Annotated in this window: 21 protein-coding genes; 11 read left to right on the plus strand and 10 right to left on the minus strand. The window is 33.8% G+C overall.

All coding sequences use genetic code 11. The features are described from left to right. The first annotated feature begins 47 nt into the window (after positions 1 to 47). The 9 genes from FLAPXU55_RS12325 to FLAPXU55_RS12360 all read left to right on the plus strand — a co-directional run bounded on the left by FLAPXU55_RS12325 (position 48) and on the right by FLAPXU55_RS12360 (position 8021). Positions 48 to 1499 (plus strand): ABC transporter permease, encoded by a 1452-nt coding sequence (locus FLAPXU55_RS12325; RefSeq protein ID WP_180857905.1) that lies wholly within the window; start codon positions 48 to 50, stop codon positions 1497 to 1499. Position 1500: 1 nt separating this feature from the next. Then, positions 1501 to 2838, plus strand: coding sequence for a DUF3526 domain-containing protein (locus FLAPXU55_RS12330; protein ID WP_180857906.1), 1338 nt, complete (start codon positions 1501 to 1503; stop codon positions 2836 to 2838). Between the two features lie 372 nt (positions 2839 to 3210). Beyond that, on the plus strand, positions 3211 to 3831 hold the full coding sequence (locus FLAPXU55_RS12335) for a hypothetical protein (RefSeq protein ID WP_180857907.1): 621 nt from the start codon (positions 3211 to 3213) through the stop codon (positions 3829 to 3831). A gap of 402 nt (positions 3832 to 4233) precedes the next feature. Beyond that, positions 4234 to 4884, plus strand: a complete 651-nt coding sequence (locus FLAPXU55_RS12340) for a VOC family protein (protein ID WP_180857908.1) — start codon at positions 4234 to 4236, stop codon at positions 4882 to 4884. 75 nt (positions 4885 to 4959) lie between these two features. Continuing rightward, entirely contained in the window at positions 4960 to 6546 is a 1587-nt protein-coding gene (locus FLAPXU55_RS12345) for a hypothetical protein (protein WP_180857909.1), read from the plus strand. Between the two features lie 70 nt (positions 6547 to 6616). Then, positions 6617 to 6943 (plus strand): ArsR/SmtB family transcription factor, encoded by a 327-nt coding sequence (locus tag FLAPXU55_RS12350; protein WP_053470308.1) that lies wholly within the window; start codon positions 6617 to 6619, stop codon positions 6941 to 6943. Between the two features lie 58 nt (positions 6944 to 7001). Further along, positions 7002 to 7475 (plus strand): DUF6428 family protein, encoded by a 474-nt coding sequence (locus FLAPXU55_RS12355; protein ID WP_053470307.1) that lies wholly within the window; start codon positions 7002 to 7004, stop codon positions 7473 to 7475. Continuing rightward, positions 7476 to 7601: a hypothetical protein gene (locus tag FLAPXU55_RS24180; protein WP_256379778.1), complete on the plus strand. Its 126-nt coding sequence runs from the start codon at positions 7476 to 7478 to the stop codon at positions 7599 to 7601. Positions 7602 to 7604: 3 nt separating this feature from the next. Further along, positions 7605 to 8021 (plus strand): arsenate reductase ArsC, encoded by a 417-nt coding sequence (locus FLAPXU55_RS12360; RefSeq protein ID WP_180857910.1) that lies wholly within the window; start codon positions 7605 to 7607, stop codon positions 8019 to 8021. Positions 8022 to 8310: 289 nt separating this feature from the next. Here the strand turns inward: FLAPXU55_RS12360 and FLAPXU55_RS24015 are convergent, their stop codons facing one another. The 7 genes from FLAPXU55_RS24015 to FLAPXU55_RS12390 all read right to left on the minus strand — a co-directional run bounded on the left by FLAPXU55_RS24015 (position 8311) and on the right by FLAPXU55_RS12390 (position 17601). Further along, positions 8311 to 8721, minus strand: coding sequence for a hypothetical protein (locus tag FLAPXU55_RS24015; protein ID WP_455550750.1), 411 nt, complete (start codon positions 8719 to 8721; stop codon positions 8311 to 8313). A 15-nt stretch (positions 8722 to 8736) separates the two neighbouring features. Then, positions 8737 to 9027, minus strand: a complete 291-nt coding sequence (locus FLAPXU55_RS24020; RefSeq protein WP_219637262.1) for a hypothetical protein — start codon at positions 9025 to 9027, stop codon at positions 8737 to 8739. 104 nt (positions 9028 to 9131) lie between these two features. After that, the gene (locus tag FLAPXU55_RS12370; RefSeq protein ID WP_180857911.1) at positions 9132 to 11129 is read right to left on the minus strand and encodes a heavy metal translocating P-type ATPase; all 1998 of its coding nucleotides are present in this window, start codon (positions 11127 to 11129) and stop codon (positions 9132 to 9134) included. A gap of 378 nt (positions 11130 to 11507) precedes the next feature. Next, positions 11508 to 12725: an efflux RND transporter periplasmic adaptor subunit gene (locus FLAPXU55_RS12375; RefSeq protein ID WP_180857912.1), complete on the minus strand. Its 1218-nt coding sequence runs from the start codon at positions 12723 to 12725 to the stop codon at positions 11508 to 11510. 1 nt (position 12726) lies between these two features. Next, complete coding sequence (locus FLAPXU55_RS12380) at positions 12727 to 13965, minus strand: TolC family protein (protein WP_180857913.1); 1239 nt, start codon at positions 13963 to 13965, stop codon at positions 12727 to 12729. A 100-nt stretch (positions 13966 to 14065) separates the two neighbouring features. Next, entirely contained in the window at positions 14066 to 17185 is a 3120-nt protein-coding gene (locus FLAPXU55_RS12385; protein ID WP_180857914.1) for an efflux RND transporter permease subunit, read from the minus strand. 92 nt (positions 17186 to 17277) lie between these two features. After that, positions 17278 to 17601, minus strand: coding sequence for a DUF6660 family protein (locus FLAPXU55_RS12390; RefSeq protein ID WP_235992038.1), 324 nt, complete (start codon positions 17599 to 17601; stop codon positions 17278 to 17280). A gap of 278 nt (positions 17602 to 17879) precedes the next feature. On the opposite strand from FLAPXU55_RS12390, the gene FLAPXU55_RS12395 reads away from it, so the two are divergent. Both FLAPXU55_RS12395 and FLAPXU55_RS12400 read left to right on the plus strand, forming a co-directional pair. Then, positions 17880 to 19001 (plus strand): hypothetical protein, encoded by a 1122-nt coding sequence (locus FLAPXU55_RS12395; RefSeq protein ID WP_180857915.1) that lies wholly within the window; start codon positions 17880 to 17882, stop codon positions 18999 to 19001. Positions 19002 to 19010: 9 nt separating this feature from the next. Further along, positions 19011 to 19778, plus strand: a complete 768-nt coding sequence (locus FLAPXU55_RS12400; protein WP_180857916.1) for a porin family protein — start codon at positions 19011 to 19013, stop codon at positions 19776 to 19778. Here FLAPXU55_RS12400 and FLAPXU55_RS12405 read toward each other — a convergent pair whose 3' ends face one another. The 3 genes from FLAPXU55_RS12405 to FLAPXU55_RS12415 are packed head-to-tail and all read right to left on the minus strand — an operon-like array spanning position 19779 to position 21532. Further along, positions 19779 to 20363 carry a chemotaxis protein CheB gene (locus FLAPXU55_RS12405; protein WP_180857917.1) on the minus strand — a complete coding sequence of 195 codons (585 nt, stop codon included), beginning with the start codon at positions 20361 to 20363 and terminating at the stop codon, positions 19779 to 19781. After that, positions 20345 to 21154 carry a CheR family methyltransferase gene (locus FLAPXU55_RS12410; protein WP_053472250.1) on the minus strand — a complete coding sequence of 270 codons (810 nt, stop codon included), beginning with the start codon at positions 21152 to 21154 and terminating at the stop codon, positions 20345 to 20347. The genes FLAPXU55_RS12405 and FLAPXU55_RS12410 overlap by 19 nt, the downstream gene beginning before the upstream one ends. 12 nt (positions 21155 to 21166) lie before the next feature. Next, the gene (locus FLAPXU55_RS12415; protein ID WP_180857918.1) at positions 21167 to 21532 is read right to left on the minus strand and encodes a response regulator; all 366 of its coding nucleotides are present in this window, start codon (positions 21530 to 21532) and stop codon (positions 21167 to 21169) included. Positions 21533 to 21654: the final 122 nt, after the last annotated feature.

Below are 21654 nucleotides of genomic sequence, written 5' to 3' on the forward strand. Positions count from 1 at the left end.
TCTATGTGTTTAAACAAATTATACTCAACAGATAAATCTTAATTAATATGAAATTATTACATAAAGAAATCCTCATAGCCAGACATTTTAAAAATGCTGTTTTTAAAAATTCGGCGATTTATATTATTACACTTTTTATTGGTGCGCTGCTTTTATTTGCAGCTTTTTCGGGTTGGGATAATTACAAAAGCCAAAACGAAACCAGCGAAAAATATCAGCATGAATCACGCGAAGACTGGCTAAAAAATCCGGATAAAAACCCGCATAGAATGGCACACTACGGGAATTTTGCTTTTAGAAAAAGCACGTCTTTAAGCGTTTTTGAATTCGGGATGGAACCGTTTTTTGGAAATGCTATTTTCCTCGAAGCGCACAAACAAAATACCGCCAATTTCTCTGAAGCTGGATTCTCTAACAGTATGCTTCGTTTTGGCGAAATCAGTATTGCGATGGTTTTGCAGGTTTTACTGCCTTTACTGATCTTTTTTGTTGGCTTTAATTCAGTCGCTTACGAAAGGGAAAACGGAACTTTAAAAATTCTTTTAAGTCAGGGAATTAATTGGAAACAGTTTTTGTTTGGTAAAATCCTTGGAATTGCAAGCGTTGTTATGCTGCTTTTTGTTCCAACCATTATTGTATTGGTTTTGATTTGGTTACTGCTTCAAAGCTTTAGCATTTCGGCAGATGAAACGATAAAAATGCTATTGTTTGTTGGGTTTCATTTTATTTATCTGATGTTCTTTTGTGTCGTTGCCGTTTTGGTTTCGGCGTCAAGCAAAACTTCAAAAAAAGCGTTGGTTTCTTTAATTGGAATCTGGCTTATTTTGACCATTATTCTGCCAAGAACAACACAGGCAATTGGAGCGTATTTATATGAAGCACCTTCGAAAATCCGTTTTAACAGCGATATTGAAAAAGACATCCTGAAACAAGGTGACAGTCATAATCCGAATGATGTGCATTATAAAGCCATAAAAGATTCTTTGTTACGTGTTTACAAAGTCGATTCGGTACAAAAACTTCCTTTTAATTATTCCGGATTTATTATGACCGAAGGCGAAAGAATCAGTTCAAATATTTATAATAAACATTTAGAAGATCTTCTAAAAATTTACGAAAAACAAAATAGTTTTTCTAAAGCTGTTTCATTCGTAAATCCATACATCGCCATGAAAAACTTATCGATGGGATTATCCAATACAGATTATGATTCGTACATCGATTTTCAGCAGCAAGCGGAAAATTACCGCTACAATATGGCGCAGAAAATGAATGCGTTACAAATAAAATACATCAGCAATAAAAAACCCGGTCCAAAGGATAAACCTTTAACAATTGACAAAAGACACTGGGCTATTATTGAAGAATTTCATTATGAACCAAAACCAGTTTGGGAAGTCTTAAAGTCCGAAATCACTGCTGTCATCTCCATATTGCTATGGATAATCCTGCTGTTTGTTTTGATCAAAATTGCTGCTAAAAACCTAAAAGCCATTTAATATGTTAGTTCTCTTATTTAAAAATTTCATCCGCTCAAAAGGTACCAAAATTGGCTTACTTTTTTTATTAATCATTGGCTTTATAAGCCTTTTAATTGGCCGTCAGTTTCAGAAAAAACAGCAAAATAATATAGATGAAGCTGCCATTTACCAAAAAGAACATATGGCCAGAAACGCCGCTTTTCATAAAGACGAAATTGGACTTCTGCTATATTACATTAAGTTTTCATTGGTCAATAACACTTTACCAATTAGCAGTTTAGCAATCGGGCAGCGTGATGTAAATCCATCGATTCAAAGTGTGACGATTCGGGGTTTGGAAGCTCAGAAATACGATTCTGAACTCAATAATCCAAGTAATCTTTTATCTGGAAATATCGATTTTAGTTTTGTGCTTTTGTATTTGTTTCCACTTTTAATTATTGCTTTTTCGTATAATATTATTTCCGAAGAAAAAGAATCAGGAACCTGGAAAATTGTGGCAACACAAAGTCCGAATACCTTTTTATATATTTTAAAACTGTTTTATATTCGTATTTTAAGTTTAATTGGTCTTTTGTCTTTTATACTTTTAATTGCAGTTTTTCTTCTGGAAATTCCGATTGACAAAGCGTTTATCCTATTTTACGGAATCGCAGTTTTATATATTTTATTTTGGTTTGCGGTTTGCTTTTTTATTGTTTCTCTTCAAAAGAATTCGAACTTCAATGCTGTTATTTTATTAACGATCTGGTTATTTCTGATTATCATTCTTCCTGCCGGAATCAACACCTATATTATCAATAAATACAAAGTTCCCGAAGCTTTAGAATTAACGCTTACGCAGCGAAATGCCTATCACGAAAAATGGGATATGGATAAACAGCAAACGCTGAATAAATTCTATAAACATTATCCGCAGTTTAAACATTATAATTTACCGGAAAGTGAATTCAGCTGGCTTTGGTATTATGCGATGCAGCAAATGGGCGATGATGAATCTGCCATACAATCAAAAGAATTAGAGTCGAAATTAGAACAGCGAAATAATACCAGCGAATGGATTGCGCAGTTTATTCCAACGCTTCATACGCAGATTCAATTGAATGAAATCGCAAAATCAGACTTGAGAAACCAGCTTTTATTTCTAAAAGAAACCAACAAATTTCATGAAAAACTAAGATTGCATTTTTATCCGAAGATATTTGATAATGCAGCAGTTAATCAGCAAAAATGGGAAACTTTTAAAGTAGAAACATTTCATGATAAATCAGAAACAAGTTATGTAAAAGCGTTTTTGCCATTACTGCTTTTCAATTTAGTGTTGATTGGTTTTGGATGGAGGAATTTTAAGCGTTGAGTTTTTTTAACGCAGAGTTTTTTTTAACGCAAAGAGCGCAAAGGATTTTCGCAAAGTTCGCTAAGGTTAATAAAAGAAAAAGTCTTTTTGCAAAGTTCGCAAAGCTATATGTATACTCATAGCTTTGTGAACTTTGAGTTTGAAAAAACTCTCTTATACAAAATCTTTGTGCTCTTTGCGAAAAACCTTTGCGCTCTTTGCGTTAAAAATCTACCCAGACCTTTGCGGACTTTGCGTTAAAATTTTATGTTCCTAGCGACAAAAAATAACAAAAAAATATTTTCATTTTTTAAAGAAAGATATTAGTATTTTATTACTTTTAGCGAAAATTTAGAAATAAAACTGTTAAATATAAGTCCCAAATTATAATTAATGAAAAAACTACTTTTAATAAGTATATTAGTTCTTGCTGTTTTTTATGCCTTTAGAGAAATCGTTTACAAACCCTATATGTGGAAAAAAGCGATGAACACCCCAGAGCATCGATTGCAAATGGGAAGTTTCCTTTTTAGCAAGCAAACAGGTTCAAATGGAAGCCAAAGTTCACAATTCAATTATCTTATTTTTAAAGTAGTCGAAATAAACGGCGATTATGTTCGCCTTTCCCCTATTCGGCAGTTATCTGAAAAAGGAAAACTTAAATCTTCTGACTTTTCCTTTACAAGAGACACTTATCACAGTTTAAAACTGAATATCAAAAAGCTTACGATAACGCCAATTCTTCGCAACGATTTGTATAAAGAAGGTGCAACTTATACCGTAAACGATTATTTGTTAAACAAATATCCTTCCTTAAAAAAATCCCGTTATTATTACGAAGAGCTTTCAGAATCTGAAAAAAATATCCATTCGCCAGCTGAGTATTTTACACTGGTTTATTCTAAAGAAAAAATTATAGAAAAAAGAAAACTGATTCCCTGGATTATCAATAACAGCGATAAACCGGAATTAGCGAAAAGCTTGTCTCAAAAAGTAAGTTTGATTCTTAATTGATTTTTGATACTTATTTTTTTAACGCTAGGTTTTTATTAACGCAAAGCGCGGTAATTTTTTTCGCAAAGTTCGCTAAGCTTAAAAGAAAGAAAAAGTTTTTTTCAAAGTTCACAAAGCTTTACGTTTAGCTTTGTGAACTTTGAGTTTATAAAACTCTCTCAAAATCTTCGTGAACTTTACGAAAAAACATTGCGTACTTTGCGTTAAATCTTTTTAGTCTTTTAGCAAAAACCTTAGTGTCCTTTGTGGTTAAAAAACACATAACTTTTATCAAAGCAACAATACTCTTTTTCTATATTTCTATTGAAGCATAAAATAGTCTGCTGATAAAACTAGAATTCTGATTTTCTAAATTTGTTTGAAACAGAAAAGAAGCTTTTTCTTTTTATAAAAAATACCATCATGAAATTAGAACACATCCAGATCCAAACCAGCAATATAAAAGAGACTGCCGCATTTTATCAAGATATTCTTCGTCTTTTAATTATAGAAAATGATTCAGAATCTATTACCATTAAAGTCGGAAACTCTATTTTAAAATTCATTGAAAATCCGCAATTTAAATCCATTTATCATTTCGCTTTCAACATCCCGACAAACAAACTGGACAAAGCTATTGAATGGTGTAAAGACAAAGTAGATTTAATTACTATTGAAGACCAAAATGTGATTACTCATTTTGAAAACTGGAATGCTCATGCTGTTTATTTCTACGATAATAATGGTAATTTATTAGAGTTTATTGCCCGTCATGATCTCAATAATGCCCAAACGGAAGAATTTAGTTCTAAATCTATTTTGAATATAAGCGAGATTGGAATTGTCAATGAAAATCCGCTGGAATTAGGAAATCAGTTAATCGCAGAACATGACTTAAGCTTTTTCTCTAAAAACAATAACAGTGAAGTTTTTGCAGCAATTGGCGATGATGAAGGTTTATTGATTTTAGTAAGACCAAATCGAAATTGGTATCCAACCCAAACGCCTTCTGAAAGTAATAAAACAGAAATTGTTTTAAAGAACAATGAAAATATAATTGAATTGAAGTTTTAATACTCAAATGCAATATATTTACCAAGTGTTTTAAATTTCATAAAATGCTAAAAAGTATATATCACTGAGCTTAAAATGAAAAAACTATTTCAGCGAATCATCTTATTACTGCTTTTAACAAGCAATTTTACAAATGCGCAATCACAAGATTTAACTTTACAAAAGTTAATCGACAATCAACTTATTAACCAAGAAGATGTTAGCGATTTTGAACTAAAACAACTCGACTTTAAGATGGAAAATAAAACTTCCTACTTATATGGATTGTTTCAGTGTGAATTTAAAAAACTACATGGTCACTTTTATTTTCAAGTTATAACTGATATGGTTGCGATTGAAGATGAACAACTTACTGAAGGAGAACAAAAAAAAGAAAATATCGAACTTAGCGATTATCTTTTCAAACTGAAAAAATGCGATCTAATTAATGAAAAGCAATTTAGCTATTTTCAACAGCAAATAAATAATAATTCGTATAGTTATAAAATACAATTTTTAAAAGATATTACAAATAAGACCTTAAATGCAGATCACTTAGAAAGACTTAAAAAATTTGCAAGTTTTCTTAAAGAATACAAAATAGCAGATACCAAATATGAAAGTCTTATTGCTGCGATAGATGAGGAAAAGATAAAAGAACATGCTGACTTACTTTTGTATTGTGAAAAATCTATAACTATTGACACAAAGGATGATACAAATGAACCAAAAGAGTATTTAGAGGCTATTTATAAAAAAACAGCTTCTTTAGCCGCAGAATTAAACTTTACTGATTTTGAGCTTAAAATTGTTCCTGATACCGATAAATTTTATGATTTTATTGTATCGTTAAAATCAGGTGGAAAAATTTACAGACAGAAAAGTTCTTATCGATTAGAAGTAGTATCAAAAGACCACTTTTCAGCAAGAAAAATTGGTTTTAGAGATTATTATCAAATTTTCAATAAAATTTTGAATGATCAGCATTCTCAGTATAGACTTCATGAAATTAAATTTAATATAGATGAAACTTACCCGGAAGTTCTTGGTATAATGATGTTGACAAAAGAACAAGAAAAAGCACTGAAGATACACGAAACTTATATCATACCAAGTCAGGAGGATTACAAAAAGAAGTTTACAACTTCGCAAATCGACAAAGTAATAGAAGAGTATTCAAACATTGGGTTATTTTCAAATCTAAGTGCTGCTCAAATCAATCTGGGAAAAGAAAATGTTGCAGAGCAGGAAAACAATAATTATATCGAAATTCTTTCTGCTTTTCCAAACATCATATATTCAATTCCTAATAGCCTTCCAAATTTTAAAGATTCGTATGCTGAATTAACAAAAGAATACTCGAAGATTTCTCATAATCAATTTAATCCAACCAATATTTCAAACATTTTTGACAAAAAAACTAAAAAGTCAACGTTAAAATTTAAAGTCGGAAATAAATCGTATACTAAAGTTCTTAGGATAAGCGATTATTTTATTGATTTATACTTTTTTGAATTTATAGAACTTGTTGCAGCTGAAAATAAACTCAACGGGAAATTTTACGATTTACATACCGGAGGAGAAGGCTCAAAAGTTATCTTTCTCACAAAAAAACAATATGATTATATCAGAGCAAATAAGCTTTTATTATTTTTAGATCCAGAACCTGAATATGACGAATAAATTTTATTAAAAATGATTTGTTCTTTTAAAAACTATATCGTAATATTGCTATATTAAAATTTAAAATAAAATGGGAGCTACTAAAACAGAACATTTTACAGATAAACAAAATCAGATTGCCACAATAGCAAAAGCTTTGGGACATCCGGCGAGGATTGCTATTATTGAATATCTTTTGAAAGTAAATGAATGTATTTGCGGTGATATTGTAAACGAACTTCCACTTGCCCAGCCTACTGTTTCGCAGCATTTAAAAGAATTAAAAAATGCCGGACTTATAAAAGGTAATATAGAAGGAAATGCTATTTGCTATTGCATTGATGAAAATACTTTTGATATTTTAAAAGCTTATTTCTCTAATATTATTGCTGTTACAAAAGAGCAGAAATGCTGTTAAACCTTTTTTTGTAAATCTATATCGCAATATTGCATTATAACTATAAAATAAAAAAACAATGAAACTATCAGACATTAAAAACATTCTTCCAAATTTGGAAAATGTTGTATTTCAATTAGAAAACGGAGCTTTTGTTCCTGAACATTTTCATGTAACTGAAGTTGGAACTACCAATAAAAAATTTATTGACTGCGGCGGCGTAATTCGCGACGAAAGTGCCGTTAATTTTCAGTTGTGGAATGCCAATGATTTTGAACACAGATTGAAACCAAGCAAACTTCTGAATATCATTAAACTATCAGAAGAAAAATTAAATATTCAAGATTTTGAAATTGAAGTTGAATATCAAAATGAAACCATCGGGAGATATGATTTAGAATTTAACGGAACTCATTTTATTCTGAAAAACAAAACTACGGCTTGTCTGGCACAAGAAGCATGCGGCGTTCCTGCATCAAAAGAAAAAATAGGATTGACTGAACTTTACAAAAGCGAAGCCAATAGCTGTTCTCCAAATTCGGGCTGCTGCTAAATGAAACAGAAAATAATTAAATACAAGAAACCTATTATCATTACAACATCTGTAATTGTGCTGCAGCTTATTTTTGGCTTTGAGCCAAAATTCTGCATCATCAATATCATTTGGTTATTAGTTTAAATTATGACAAAAAACATTTTAGTACTCTGCACGGGAAACAGCTGCAGAAGTCAAATTGCCGAAGGTTATTTAAAATACTTTTTAGACGATAAAGCCAGCATTCACAGTGCCGGAATAGAAACGCACGGAGTTAATCCAAGAGCAATTATAACGATGAAAGAAGATGGAATTGACATTTCTAATCATACTTCAAATCATGTTGATGAATACCAAAATATAGATTTTGATTTTGTAATTACAGTTTGTGATAATGCAAAAGAGCGCTGCCCGTTCTTTCCTTCAAAAGCTCACAAAATACATCAAAACTTTAATGATCCGGCTAAAGCAACCGGAACTGAAGAAGAAATTTTACAGGAATTTAGAACCGTAAGACAAACTATAAAAGAGTTTTGCGAACAGTTTGCAAAAGATAATTTCTAATATTAATCAAAATAACAAAGCTCGTTTCTATTATGAAATGGGCTTTTATTTTATATTTCTTTCTCGACTTCATCTAAAAACTCACTTAAGTTTGCAAATCCAACTTATCAATTTTTGCTATGCCGTTCAAACCTTCTATCATCAAATAAAAAACTATTCTATTCTTTCTGCTTCATTTTTCTTTGGATAATCTTCATAATCTTTTAGAACTGCAATTCAGCATACATACCAATTTGCTTATAATACTTTTCGATTTCTTTATTTAACTTGGTATAAATCATTTTAAAACCTATTTTATTAAAGGCAATTCATTTATTAAACTTTTCCATTTTTCAGTTTTTAAATATCTAGGAAGTATCGTAATTTTTTGAAGGTTTTTTAATCCATATAAAGACTTAAGATCAACACCTTCATCTTCTATTTTCACCGCCAATCTGAGATATTTTAATTGAGTTAATGATTTTAATGGACTTATGCTTTTTACAGCTTTTCCGGTACCATTCATCTTTCCATGCTCGATATCTAGTTCTTTTAAATTGATTAAAGTAGAAATTGGAGTTAAGTCATATAAATTATTCATTCCATAAATATAAAGGGTTTTTAAATTCTTCATATTTTTTAAGAAATCTAGATTTTGAATTTTTGTGACATTTGCAAGTATCAAGACCTCTACTGAATTTAAAGAATCTAAATTCGGAATTTCGTCCTGCTTGTTTTAACTTATTTGTAGATATTTTAAATTTGGTAATGCTGAAAAAACTGAAATACGTTCTTTATCAATGTCATTGACATAAATAGCTTCAATTTTTTCATTTGCAATCAAAGAAGAAAAATTTGTATACGCTTTTTTAAATTTTTTAAGTGGAGTTGATAAGCTCAGAACTCGTGTATCATTATCTACTTTTGATAAATCATAGATTCCAGAAACATTTCCTTCTAAAACTCCTAAATGAGCTATTGCTCCATATGGTGCTTTTTCTTCTAATAAATAATTATCCCAATTCATAAATTATTAAATATATTTTCAGTTACAAAATCTCTATATATAAAACAATTAGAATGTTCTATATCAATTATTAATATATCAAAATAAGGCAGAATTTCATCAAACTAAAACCTCATCTTCTGAATTCGAACTGCATTTAAAATCGCCAGTAAAGCCACACCAACATCGGCAAAAACCGCTTCCCACATTGTGGCAAGTCCGCCCGCGCCCAGAATTAGTACAAAAGCTTTTACTACGAAAGCTAAACCAATATTCTGCCAGACAATTTTTTTGGTTTGTTTTCCAATATTAATTGCCATTGCAATTTTACTCGGTTTATCATCCTGAATTACAACGTCGGCAGTTTCGATTGCAGCGTCGCTTCCTAAACCTCCCATTGCAATTCCTACGGTACTTAAGGCGATAACAGGTGCATCGTTTACACCATCGCCCACAAAAGCTACGGTTTCGTTTTTAGCTTTGATTTCGTTTACTTTATTGACTTTATCTTCCGGAAGTAAATCTCCAAAAGCATTTTTTATTCCGAGTTTATCAGCCACAAACTGAACGACATTTGTTTTGTCTCCGCTCAGCATCGTAACTTTTACGCCTAATGCTTTTAGTTTTGAAACGGTTTCTTGCGCATCAGCTTTAATTTCATCGGCAATGGTTAAATAACCCGCAAACTTATTATTGTAAGCAATGGCGATTGTGGTGTAAACTACTGAACCTGGATCAATATCATAAGAAATATTGAATTTATCCAGTAATTTGAAATTCCCAACATGCAGTTCTTTTCCGTTTACTTCAGCTTTTAATCCGTGTCCGGAAATTTCTTCAACGTTTTTTAGTTCTATTGAAGAATCAATTACACCAACATGATTATGAATCGCCGTTGCCACTGGATGTGTACTTTTACCTTCTAAAACGTTAACCAATTTCAGAATTTCTTCTTTATCAAAATCAGGTTTTATAATGACTTCCTGAACTTTAAAAACTCCTTCGGTCATAGTTCCGGTTTTGTCCATAACTACATTCTGAATCTTCGAAATACTGTCGAGATAATTACTTCCTTTAAATAGAATTCCGTTTTTACTCGCAGCGCCAATTCCGCCAAAATAACCAAGCGGAATACTGATAACCAAAGCACACGGACAAGAAATAACCAGAAAAACCAAAGCTCTGTACAACCAGTCGCTAAACACATAATTATCGACAAAAAGCATTGGCAGTAAACAAATTGCAATTGCTAAATACACTACAATTGGTGTATAAATCTTGGCAAACTTGCGGATAAACAATTCGGCAGGCGCTTTTTTTGTTGTCGCATTTTGCACTAATTCGAGTATTTTCGAAAGTTTACTATCGTTGTAAGCCGTTGTAACTCTTACTTGTGCAATTGTATTTCCGTTGATCATTCCGGCTAAAACCGTATCTCCTTTCTTTTTAGTATCTGGTTTACTTTCTCCCGTTAAAGCTGCGGTATTAAACGAAGCCGAATCTGATAATAATTCGCCGTCTAAACCTAGTTTTTCACCTGCTTTAAGCTGAATGATATCGCCTATTTTAGCATCTTTAGCTTTTATTTTTACTGCAGTATTATTTTCTAAAACACTAACCTCATCCGGACGCTGATCTAGTAAACTTTTAATATTAGATTTTGCTTTACTGACCGCCATTCCCTGAAATGTTTCTCCAATGGTATAAAACAACATAACGGCAACACCTTCAGGATATTCACCAATTGCAAAAGCTCCAATTGTTGCAATACACATTAGGAAAAACTCGGAGAAAACATCGCCTTTTACAATGCTTTCGTAAGCTTCTCGCAAAACCGGAAGTCCAACTGGAAGATACGCAATGACATACCAGGCGATTCGAACATATCCTGAAAACCAGTTTTGAGGGAAATAATAATCAAAACCAATTCCTATAAGTAATAAAGCAAGAGATATAATAGATGGCAGGAATAATTTAAACAAACTGCCTTCGGCTCCATGTTCGTGATCGTGGCCGTGGTCATGTCCGTCATTATCAGAATGTATAGGTTCGTCGTGTGAACAACAGCAGGATGGTTTGGTTTTATTTTTAGTATTTTTTATTTCTTTATCTTGATGTATCATTTTTGGAGTTTCAAGTTAATCCCGATAGCTATCGGGACAGGTTTTTTGTTCTGTAAACTTCGTTTAAATTATGCTCTAAATTTAATCATTTTGTGGTAATTACTCTTAAGTAAAAATGTTTTTAATCTCGCAAAGTCGCAGAGTCGCAAAGTTTTTGATTGGAGAATTAAGCGTACTATTTGTCATTTCGACGAAGGAGAAATCTTCGCGAGTAACTCCGTAGTGAGAATCCAATCTTTGTCGAGCTTCTTGCGAAGATTTCTCCTTCGTCGAAATGACATAAAATGAGAAAAAACTTTGCGGCTCTGCGACTTTGCGAGATTATTTCGCCCAAGCTTAAAAAGAGCTTAGCGCCTTAGTGCCTTCGTGGCAAATAACCTAGTGTTCATGCTCACCCCCGCCCTTCATTGCAGATAATAAATAAAAAGCGCCTTCAGTAACAATTTTAGCATCAGGCTGAATTCTGTCAACAAACTTAATTTCTGTAAAACCTAAATCTGTAGTACCGGGAATTACTTCAATTGCTTTAAAATGAATTTCTTTTTCTTTTGTTTTCTCGTTTTTATGCTCTTCTTCCTGCACAAAAACAAAATACTTATCAGCATTTCGAACAACGGCATCTTTTGGTAAAGCCGGGACGGTGGCATTTACAATATTGATATTTGCCGAAACATACATTCCAGAAATCAAATCTTTAGCATCGGCGGGATCAATTTTGGCGTGAACTGCAACGGTTTTACTTTCGTTAGAAAAGGATTTATTGATTCCGAAAATCTTTCCTTTAATTGATTTATTGGATTGATTGGTCAACACAAAATCGATTACCTGACCAATAGAAATGGAACCCAGATCTTTTTCATAAACATTTAAATCTAAATGCATCTGACTGTTATCTACAACCTCAAACAAAGAAACTCCGGTTTGGGCAAAAGCGCCTTTAGCAATGCTGATTTTACCAACATAACCGCTTATAGGCGCAACAATTGGTACTAAAGACGAACTTCCTTTTGTACCGACATGCAATGCTTCCAATTTGTTTTTTGCTGCCTGCGCACGGGCTCTTTCTGCGGCTAATTTGGCTTTTACTTCCTGAAACGTTTTCCTCGGATTCACATTTTCATCGCTCAATGTTTTCTGACGGTTGTATTCTAATTGCAAATATTCAACATTGGCTGTTGCCGAATGATAATCTTCCTGCATTTCAATTACTTCCAGATTTTGAATCGTTGCCAAAACTTTTCCTTTGTTGACAAATGTCCCTTCTAAAACATAAATATCTTTTACTGTTCCGCCAATTAAAGTCGAAACCTCAGCCGAATTTTGCGGTGGAACTGTTGTATAACCATTGGCTTTAATAATTTTATTCAGGTTTCTGTTTTCTACAAATCCTGTTTCAATGCCAACGGTTTTATATTGAGTTTCTGTTAATGTGGCTTCTGTCTGCGATTTTTCTTCTTCATGCGTTTCTTCGGCTTTTTTTTCATTGCAAGAAATAAATATTCCGCTATAGGCTATAAGCAGTAAGCTATAAGCTAATTTTCTTTGCGAACTTTGCGCTAAAATCTTTGTGAACTTTGCGGTTAAACTTATCTTCATTTTAATTGTTTTTGATGGTTGGAAATTGGAGTTCGATAGCACTTTGATTGAAACTGTGCGTTGCTTCTGCAAGTTGTTTTTTAATATCAATGGCCTGATTTAAAAAACTGATGTACGACCAATAACTCATATCGCCGTTCGCATAACTTTTTTGTGCCGTATCAATAATCTGGTTGGCGTATTGCAAACCTTCATTTTGATAATAATCCAGGTTTTTCTGCTGTTTTTGAAAGTTATTCTGCAATTCTTCTTTTTGCAGGTTCAGGATAATTTTATTTTTATCGAATGCCAATTGCGATTGTGACATGCTAATTTCTATGGCTTTGGCTTTAGCCGTATTTACGCCTCCAAAAATCGGAATCTGCAATCCCGCCGTGAAACCCTGAAACAACGATTCAGTATTTATAGTTTGCGCAAAATAGCCTAAACCTAATTTAGGCGTTCGGTTTGCTTTAAATGTTCCGGCTTCTTTTTGGTAAACCGAAATCTGTTGCTGATAAAAATCTGTCAATAATGTTTCTGCTTTAGAATCCTTGTTATCTATAAAGGAATACTTTAATGAAGTCGTTTCATCCGGAATGATACTTTCATTCGTCTGCACAAAAAACTGAAGCTGTCTTTGGTAAATGGCCAAATCGTAATTTAATTGTTCTTTTTGAGTTTCGATTTCTTTTACTTTAGCTTTGGCACTTATTACTTCAATATTGCCGCTTTCTCCGGTTTTAAAACGGAGTTCGGCGTTCTTTAGGAATTTAGTGTAAATCTCATTTAATTCTGAGTTTAACTTTTGAATTGAAATTCCGTATAAATATTGATAATAGGCCAAAGTCACGGCTTTTTCCAGTTCGTAAGAGGATAAAGCTTTTCGTTTTTCGGCCAGTTTGGCAAGTTCTTCCTGCAATTGTCGGTTGGCTTTTGTGACGTTTCCTAACGGAAAAAATTGCTGTACCGAAACATTGTGATCAAAATCAACGCTGTTGAATTGTCCGCCTTGATATTGAACCTGCAGTGGATCGGGCTGAAAAGCGGTTTTCTTTAAAAGGGTTTGTTTTTCTATTTCTTTATCGGCGATTTTTAAGTCGATGTTGTTTGATTTGGCAAGTTCTATTGCTTTTTCTAAAGATATTTTGGCTTGCGCCGATGTTATTGTGCTTGCCAATAGGAATGCAATTAGCCGCAATCCCGATAGCCATCGGGAGCAAAGTATTTTTGATTGATTTTTATATGTTGATTTTTTCATTTCATTTGTTTTTTTTTTAACTCTCGCAGATTTTGGAGATTTAGCAGATTATTATAATCAAAAATTAAATCTGCCGAATCTGCTAAATCTGCGGGAGAAATCATTTTACTTTACGGTTAAATTTCTCTAACATTAAATATAAAATCGGTAAAACGATTAAGGTTAATAAGGTTGCAGAGATTAAACCGCCAATAACTACGGTTGCTAAAGGTTTCTGTACTTCTGCCCCGCCGCTTGTGGACAATGCCATTGGTAAAAATCCTAAAGAAGCTACGGCTGCGGTCATTAAAACGGGACGTAATCTGGTTTTGGTTCCAATTATAACTCTTTGCAGCGGATCCAGAATTCCTTCTGATTTTAATTGATTGAAATAGGAAATCAGAACGATTCCGTTTAAAACCGCAATTCCGAATAAGGCGATGAAACCAATCCCGGCGGAAATACTAAACGGCATTCCTCTCAGCGAAAGCGCAAATACCCCTCCAATGGCTGATAACGGAATGGCTGTAAAGATTAAAAGTGCTTGTTTATAGCTTTTAAACGTAAAATACAGCAAGATCAAAATCAAACCTAAAGCGATTGGCAATGCAACCGAAAGTCGTTTTGTGGCTTCGATTAAATTTTCAAATTGTCCGCCATACGTTACATAATAGCCCGTAGGAAGTTTGAAATCTTTGTCTAGTTTCTGCTGAATTTCTTCTACAACAGTTTTAATATCTCTACCTCTAACGTTTAAACCAACGGTAATTCTTCGTTTTCCGTCTTCGCGTGTAACCTGCACCGGACCTTGTTCATAATCAACACTCGCCACTTGCGAAAGCGGCACTTGCTGTCCGTTTGGTAACGGAATAAACAAATTGCTCACATCGGTAATATCAGCGCGATTGTCCTGATCCATTCTTACGACAACATCAAAACGTTTGCTTTCTTCGTAGATTTTTCCGGCACTTTCTCCGGCAAACGACGAACGAATAATTTGATTGATATCTGAGATATTTAATCCGTATAAAGCAATTTTATTGTAATCGTATTTTATTGTAATTTGAGGTAGTCCGGTTACTTTATCGGCTTTTAGATCTCCAATTCCTTCGATGTTTTTTATTTTCGAAATTAATTCTGATGCCTTTGAATCTAAAATTTCAAGATCATCACCAAAAATTTTGATGGCAATATCGCTTCGACTTCCGGTCATTAATTCGTTAAATCGCATTTGAATAGGCTGTGAAATTTCAATGTTTGCACCCGGGATTACTTCCATTTCTTCTTTCATGGCATTTGCCAGTTCTTCCCAATTATGGTATTTGCCTTTCCATTCTTTTTTGTCTTTTAAAACAATAATCAAATCGCCGCTTTCAATTGGCATTGGGTCGGTTGGGATTTCACCGCTTCCTATTTTGGTTACGATGGTTTTGATTTCAGGAAACTTGGCTTTTAGAATTTGTTCATATTTGGTTGTCGTTTCCACCATCTGCGTAAGCGAACTTCCTGTCATAATTGAAGCATTAATGGCTAAATCACCTTCTTCAATTGTTGGGATAAATTCACCGCCCATATTATTGAAAATGATTAATCCTAAAGCGAATAATCCGAGAGAGATTCCTAAAACTACTTTTTTGAATGCTAACGCTTTGTTTAAAAATGGTGTGTATAAATTCTCAAACCAAAGCATCATTCTGTCGCTGAAGTTTTCTTTGTGTTCGGTTTTCTTCGAAAGAAATAATGCACTCATCATTGGCACGTACGTCAGCGAAAGTATAAACGCACCAATTACGGCAAAACCAACTGTCATTGCCATAGGTTTAAACATTTTTCCTTCTGTTCCAATTAAAGCAAGTATTGGTAAATACACAATTAAAATAATAATTTCTCCAAAAGCGGCACTATTTCTAATTTTTGATGCCGAATTGTAGATTTCAACATCCATTTCTTCCTGCGAAAGTTCTTTTTTGCGTTTGAGTTTCTGCAGATGATGCATTGAAGCTTCTACAATAATCACGGCGCCATCGACAATAATCCCAAAATCTATGGCACCTAAACTCATCAGGTTTCCGCTTACACCAAAGGCATTCATCAAAATAATAGCAAATAACATCGCCAGCGGAATTACCGATGCAACGATCAATCCGGCACGAAGATTTCCTAAAAACAGGATCAGCACAAAAATGACGATTAAAGCTCCTTCGAGTAAGTTTTTGGTAACGGTTCCAATGGCGTTATCAACCAGTTTTCCTCTGTCAATAAAAGCTTCTGCAACGACACCTTCGGGCAGGCTTTTATTAATCTGGGCCATTCTTTCATGGATTCGGTTTACAACGGCGCTGGAGTTTTCGCCTTTCAGCATTAAAACTAAACCGGAAACTATTTCTCCTTTTCCATCTTTTGTTGAGGCGCCGTAACGTAATGCAACGCCTTCGCGAACCTGCGCTACATCACGAACCAAAACAGGAGAACCATTTCTGTTTTTAACAACAACGTTTCCAAGGTCTTTTACGCCTTTTGCCATTCCTACACCGCGAATGAAATACGCGTATTGATCTTTTTCTATGTATGCGCCTCCGGTGTTTTGATTGTTTTTTTCTAAGGCATCAAAAATTTCGGTAATCGTTACGCCCAGACTGTTTAGCGTATTTGGGTTCACGGCAATTTCGTATTGTTTTAGTTTTCCACCCCAGGCACTTACATCGGCAACGCCACGAATTCCCTGTAATTGTGGAATAATAATCCAATCCTGAATGGTTCTTAATTTTACGGCGTCGTATTTGTTTTCGTAGCCTTTTTTGGCGTAAACATCATATTGGTAAATTTCTCCAAGACCTGTTGTAATTGGCGCTAATTCCGGTGAACCTGCATAAGCGGGAATATTTTCTTCGGCTTGTTTTAAGCGTTGAAATATTTGTTCGCGTGCCCAGTAAATATCGACATTGTCTTCAAATACAACGGTTACGACAGATAAACCAAAACGGGAAATACTGCGAAGTTCTATAATATCGGGAACGGTTTTTACAGCTTGTTCCAGCGGATATGTTATTAACTGCTCGACTTCCTGACTTGCTAAAGTGGGCGCTGTGGTAATAATCTGAACTTGATTATTAGTAACATCCGGCAAGGCATCGAGCGGCAATTGTTTAAGCGAATAGCTTCCCCACGCTATCAAAACGAGGGTAAATAATAGTATAACGAATTTGTTTCGTATACTAAACTGAATGATTTTATCTAGCATTTGAAATATATAATGACATGAGAATTGAGACAAAAGTTTGTCTGATACATTTGTGGAAAACCCACAGTTCTCTAACCCGATTTATCGGGATATCATGCTATTTGAGGGGGCTGCCAAATACTTCCGTAGAAATTAGAAGTAAATACAGAATTATAACTTGGTAAAGGAATTGAAATTTTTGTGTAAGCTGAAGGGAATTCGAAGTTTACAGCTATCTGGTAACTTAAAACTTGTGCTCCGCAGCAGTTGCAGGCACAAAATGGAGAACATAAATCGTTGTCTTTATCATGCGAATGATTTTCTTCTGATGAAAACCGGGCTGTTTTATGCATAGCGCTGTTTACTTCCATATCTGCACAGGGCATATTTGAAAGTGCCATCAAATAAATTGACATAAGTATTGCTATCCATTTCATTACTGTAAAAATAATATAATATTCTGTTTGTAATTCTATCTGATCTTAAAAAAGTCGTAATAGATTGATTTTTAAGCATATTTATTAAAAAATAGTTCTTCCTAAAAGAAATTTTAGTTAACTTTAACAATAATTAACTCATATTATTACATATAATCACTTTCAATACCTCTATTTTACGCCTGTAAAAACAAAAGATAAAGCCGAAATTCCCTCAGAATACATTAGTACATATTTATTTCAAGCAGTTTTATTTTAATCAACTAATACTCTAATCAATGAAATGTAAAAAACTAATATCAGCCGTTTTTTTATTATTTAGTGTTTCATTTTTCGGTCAGGTTTATACTGAGAAAATCGTAGGACAAAAAAACCAGGAGTTAAAAGACAGTCTTAAAGTTGCCGATTATCCTTATGCCCTTCCTATCTGGGGTGAAAAAGTAGCTCAAAAAGGATACAAACTTCCTTATTCAGCCGGGCTTTCCTTAAATTATTTCTGGCAGGATTCTGAAATTATCATCAGTAATCTTCAAGTGGGTTTTAATAACGGCCCTATGTATAATTTAGACGAAATTGTACGTTTTGATAAATCTTCTGTCGAAGCGGGAGCACTTACTATTCGTCCGGATATATGGCTGCTGCCTTTTTTAAATATCTATGGTATTTTTGGAAAATCAAATCCTTCAACAAAAATCAATGCGGGAATTTATATCCCTGACGCTGATAATAATTGGACTGAAATTGCCAATTTTAGTACAAAAGCCAATTTTAGCGCTACGACATTTGGTTTTGGAATGACACCAACCATAGGAATTGGAGGCGGCTGGCTCGCACTTGATATGAATATGGCCTGGACAGATGTAAGTGCGCTGGATAAACCTGCGTTTTCTTATGTTTTTGGCCCGCGATTAGGTAAAACTTTTAAGCTCCGTAAACCGGAACGCAATATTGCGGTTTGGGTTGGCGGTTTTAGGGTTCATATTAATGGCGGTACGAATGGAAATATTGCTTTGTCGGATATTTTTGATTTGAGTACGGCGCAGGGTAAAGTTGATAATGGTTTGGCAAAAGTATCTGAAAACCAAACAAAAGTCGATACTTGGTGGGATGGTTTAACTCCTGCTCAACAGGCAAATCCTGGTAATATTGCCAAACATAATACCGCTAATCGTGCTTTAGAAAGAGCAGGTACGTTTTTAACGACTTTAGATGGGGCTTTGAGTACTGCAAATCAGTCTACTGTTCAATATTCATTGCAAAAAAGACCAAAGGATATGTGGAATTTTATTGTTGGAACGCAGTTTCAATACAATAAGCATTTTATGTTTAGGCTTGAAGCAGGTTTCCTCGCAAGCCGTACGCAAGCTTTAGCTGGTTTACAATATCGTTTTGGATTATAACCTATTTTTATGAAAAAAGGTTTATTATTACTCGTCACTTTTTTTTGTATGAATCAGGCGGAATCTCAGGTTTTGATTTCTCTGATTTTTGGTGATAAACTAAATTCTCCTTTTTTAGAGTTTGGTTTAGAAGGCGGTATCAATCTTTCAGATATTTCTAATATGGAGAGTTCTGGATTGAATCCCGGTTTTAATCTTGGTTTTTATTTTGATATAAAATCAAAGCAAAATCCGGCGTGGATGATTAATACGGGTGTGATTGTAAAATCTCCTATGGGCGCACGGCAGATTCCTCTTTATTCTTTAGAAGATGAAAATCTGGATAATACTTTTGCGGGAGGAACTGTTGATCGTGAAATTCGGTATTTTAATGTGCCTATTTTGATTAAATATCAGTTTAAAAATAGAATTTATCTTAAAACCGGACCTCAGCTTGGGCTTTTGGCTTCGGCTTTTGATCAGTTTAAAAATAAGATTAATGATAATGATGTGGTTTACAAGAAAAAGATTCGGGATGAAATCAGGGTTATTGATGCCGGAATCGCTTTTGGTACAGGATATCACATGGATGTGGGCAATGGTTTAAATATCACCATTCAATATTATTATGGTTTGGTTCCGGTTATGAAAGGTGACGGACATAATGTATATAACAGGTCTTTGTATTTTACTGCCGGAATACCTATTGGGAAAGGAAAAGCGGCGCAAAAACGTGCTGAAAAAGAAGCGGAACTGAACAAAGTTATTCTTCCGGAAGATGAAGCGCCTAAAAAATAATTAACTGTTTATGGAGTTGAGTAATGCTAATATTTCTTCGTTGTTTAAAACATAATCCGGTGTTGTAAATAATATGGCATTATTGGGCATAAAGGGCATGTCTGCCGATAATGGATTTTGCACTACAATTTTTCCACCGTTTTCCTGAATGGCTTGTAATCCTAATGTTCCATCGGTATTGGATCCTGAAAATAGAATTCCAACCAAAGAACTTCCGAAGATTTCTGCTGCCGATTCAAAAGAAACATCGATACTTGGACGGCTGTAATTGATTTTTTCTGAGGTATCTAATGCGAGTGTATCGTCTTTTTCAAATAATAAATGATAATTAGACGGAGCTATATATATAAATCCGGGTATAAGAATTGTTTTGTCTTCGATTGGTTTTACGGGAACGCTTGATTTTAAAGTAATTAATTCTTCCAGAGTCTGATCGTCTGTACTTTTGCGATGTACAACAATTACGATCGCATAATTACGCAGTGCTGTTAATTCAGGTAAAATCTGCATTAAAGCATTTAAACTTCCTGCCGATCCTCCTATTATTACTAATCTGCAGTTTGATATTATTTTATTTTCCTCCATATTTTCTCTTTTTCAAACTGTTTGTATTTGCCGGGAGAAATAGAATATTTTATTGTTTCTTTTGTGCCTAAGGCCAGAAAACCTAAAACGGCTAAGCTTTCATCAAATAAATTAATGACTCTTTTTTGAAGGTCACTATCAAAATAAATTAAAACATTACGGCATAATATAATATCAAATTCATTGAATGAAGTGTCTGATACTAAATTGTGCTGTGAATATACCATTTTTTGAGACAGCTCTTCGTTGAATTTTGCAATGCCGTAATTAGCGGTATAATAACTCGAAAAGTCTTCCTGCCCGCCTGCATCACGATAGTTTTGCGAATACTCTTTCATCATTCTGAGCGGGAAAATTCCTTTTTTGGCTGTTTCTAAAACCGTGGCATTGATGTCTGTAGCATAAATAAGAGATTTATGCAGTAAACCTGCTTCTTTAAGCATTATAGCCATAGAATAGACTTCTTCGCCTGTAGAACAGCCGGCGTGCCATAACCTGATAAAAGGTTTTGTGCCTAATAATGGTAAAATTTCTTTTCTTAAAATGCCATAAAATGTTGGGTCACGAAACATTTCTGTAACATTGACCGTGATCTCGTCGATCATTTGTTTGTAATACTCAGGATCAGAACGAACTTTTGAGAGAAATTCATGAAAATGACCAAATCCGCCTAATTGATATACCCGGTATACACGTCTTTTTAAGGATGCTCTTGAATAACTTCCAAAATCAAAACCGTAGTATTCGTAAACTTCGTTGATAAGTGTTTCTAATTCGATATCTTCAATCATAATTTACCCCATTCAAATTTTGCTTAAAACAAGCAGTAACTTATCAACATCTACCGGTTTTGAGATGTAATCATCTGCTCCGGCCTCTAAACATTTTTCTTTGTCGCCTGTCATAGCTTGCGCAGTAACCGCTACAACAAAAATAGATTTTCTTGACGGAATGGCTTTTATTAACGGAATGGCTTCATATCCATCCATTTCGGGCATCATCATATCCAGCAAAACTGCGTCGATATTTTCATCCGTTTTCAATAACTTTATTGCATCTTCGGCACTTGCACAAGACAAACAATCGTATGATTTAACACGTAAGGTATGTGTTAATGCGAAAATGTTTCTAGGATCGTCATCTACAATTAAAAGTCGTTTTTTACTCATAAACTTTTATATTTTTTTTTGCCACAGATTAAAAGGATTAAAAAGATTTTATAATCTGTGGCTAAATATTTTTTATTTTTTTGCCACAGATTTCACAGATTAAAGGGATTTTTTAATCACAG

Origin of the sequence: Flavobacterium panici (assembly GCF_903819335.1) — a bacterium.
Taxonomy (GTDB): domain Bacteria; phylum Bacteroidota; class Bacteroidia; order Flavobacteriales; family Flavobacteriaceae; genus Flavobacterium; species Flavobacterium panici.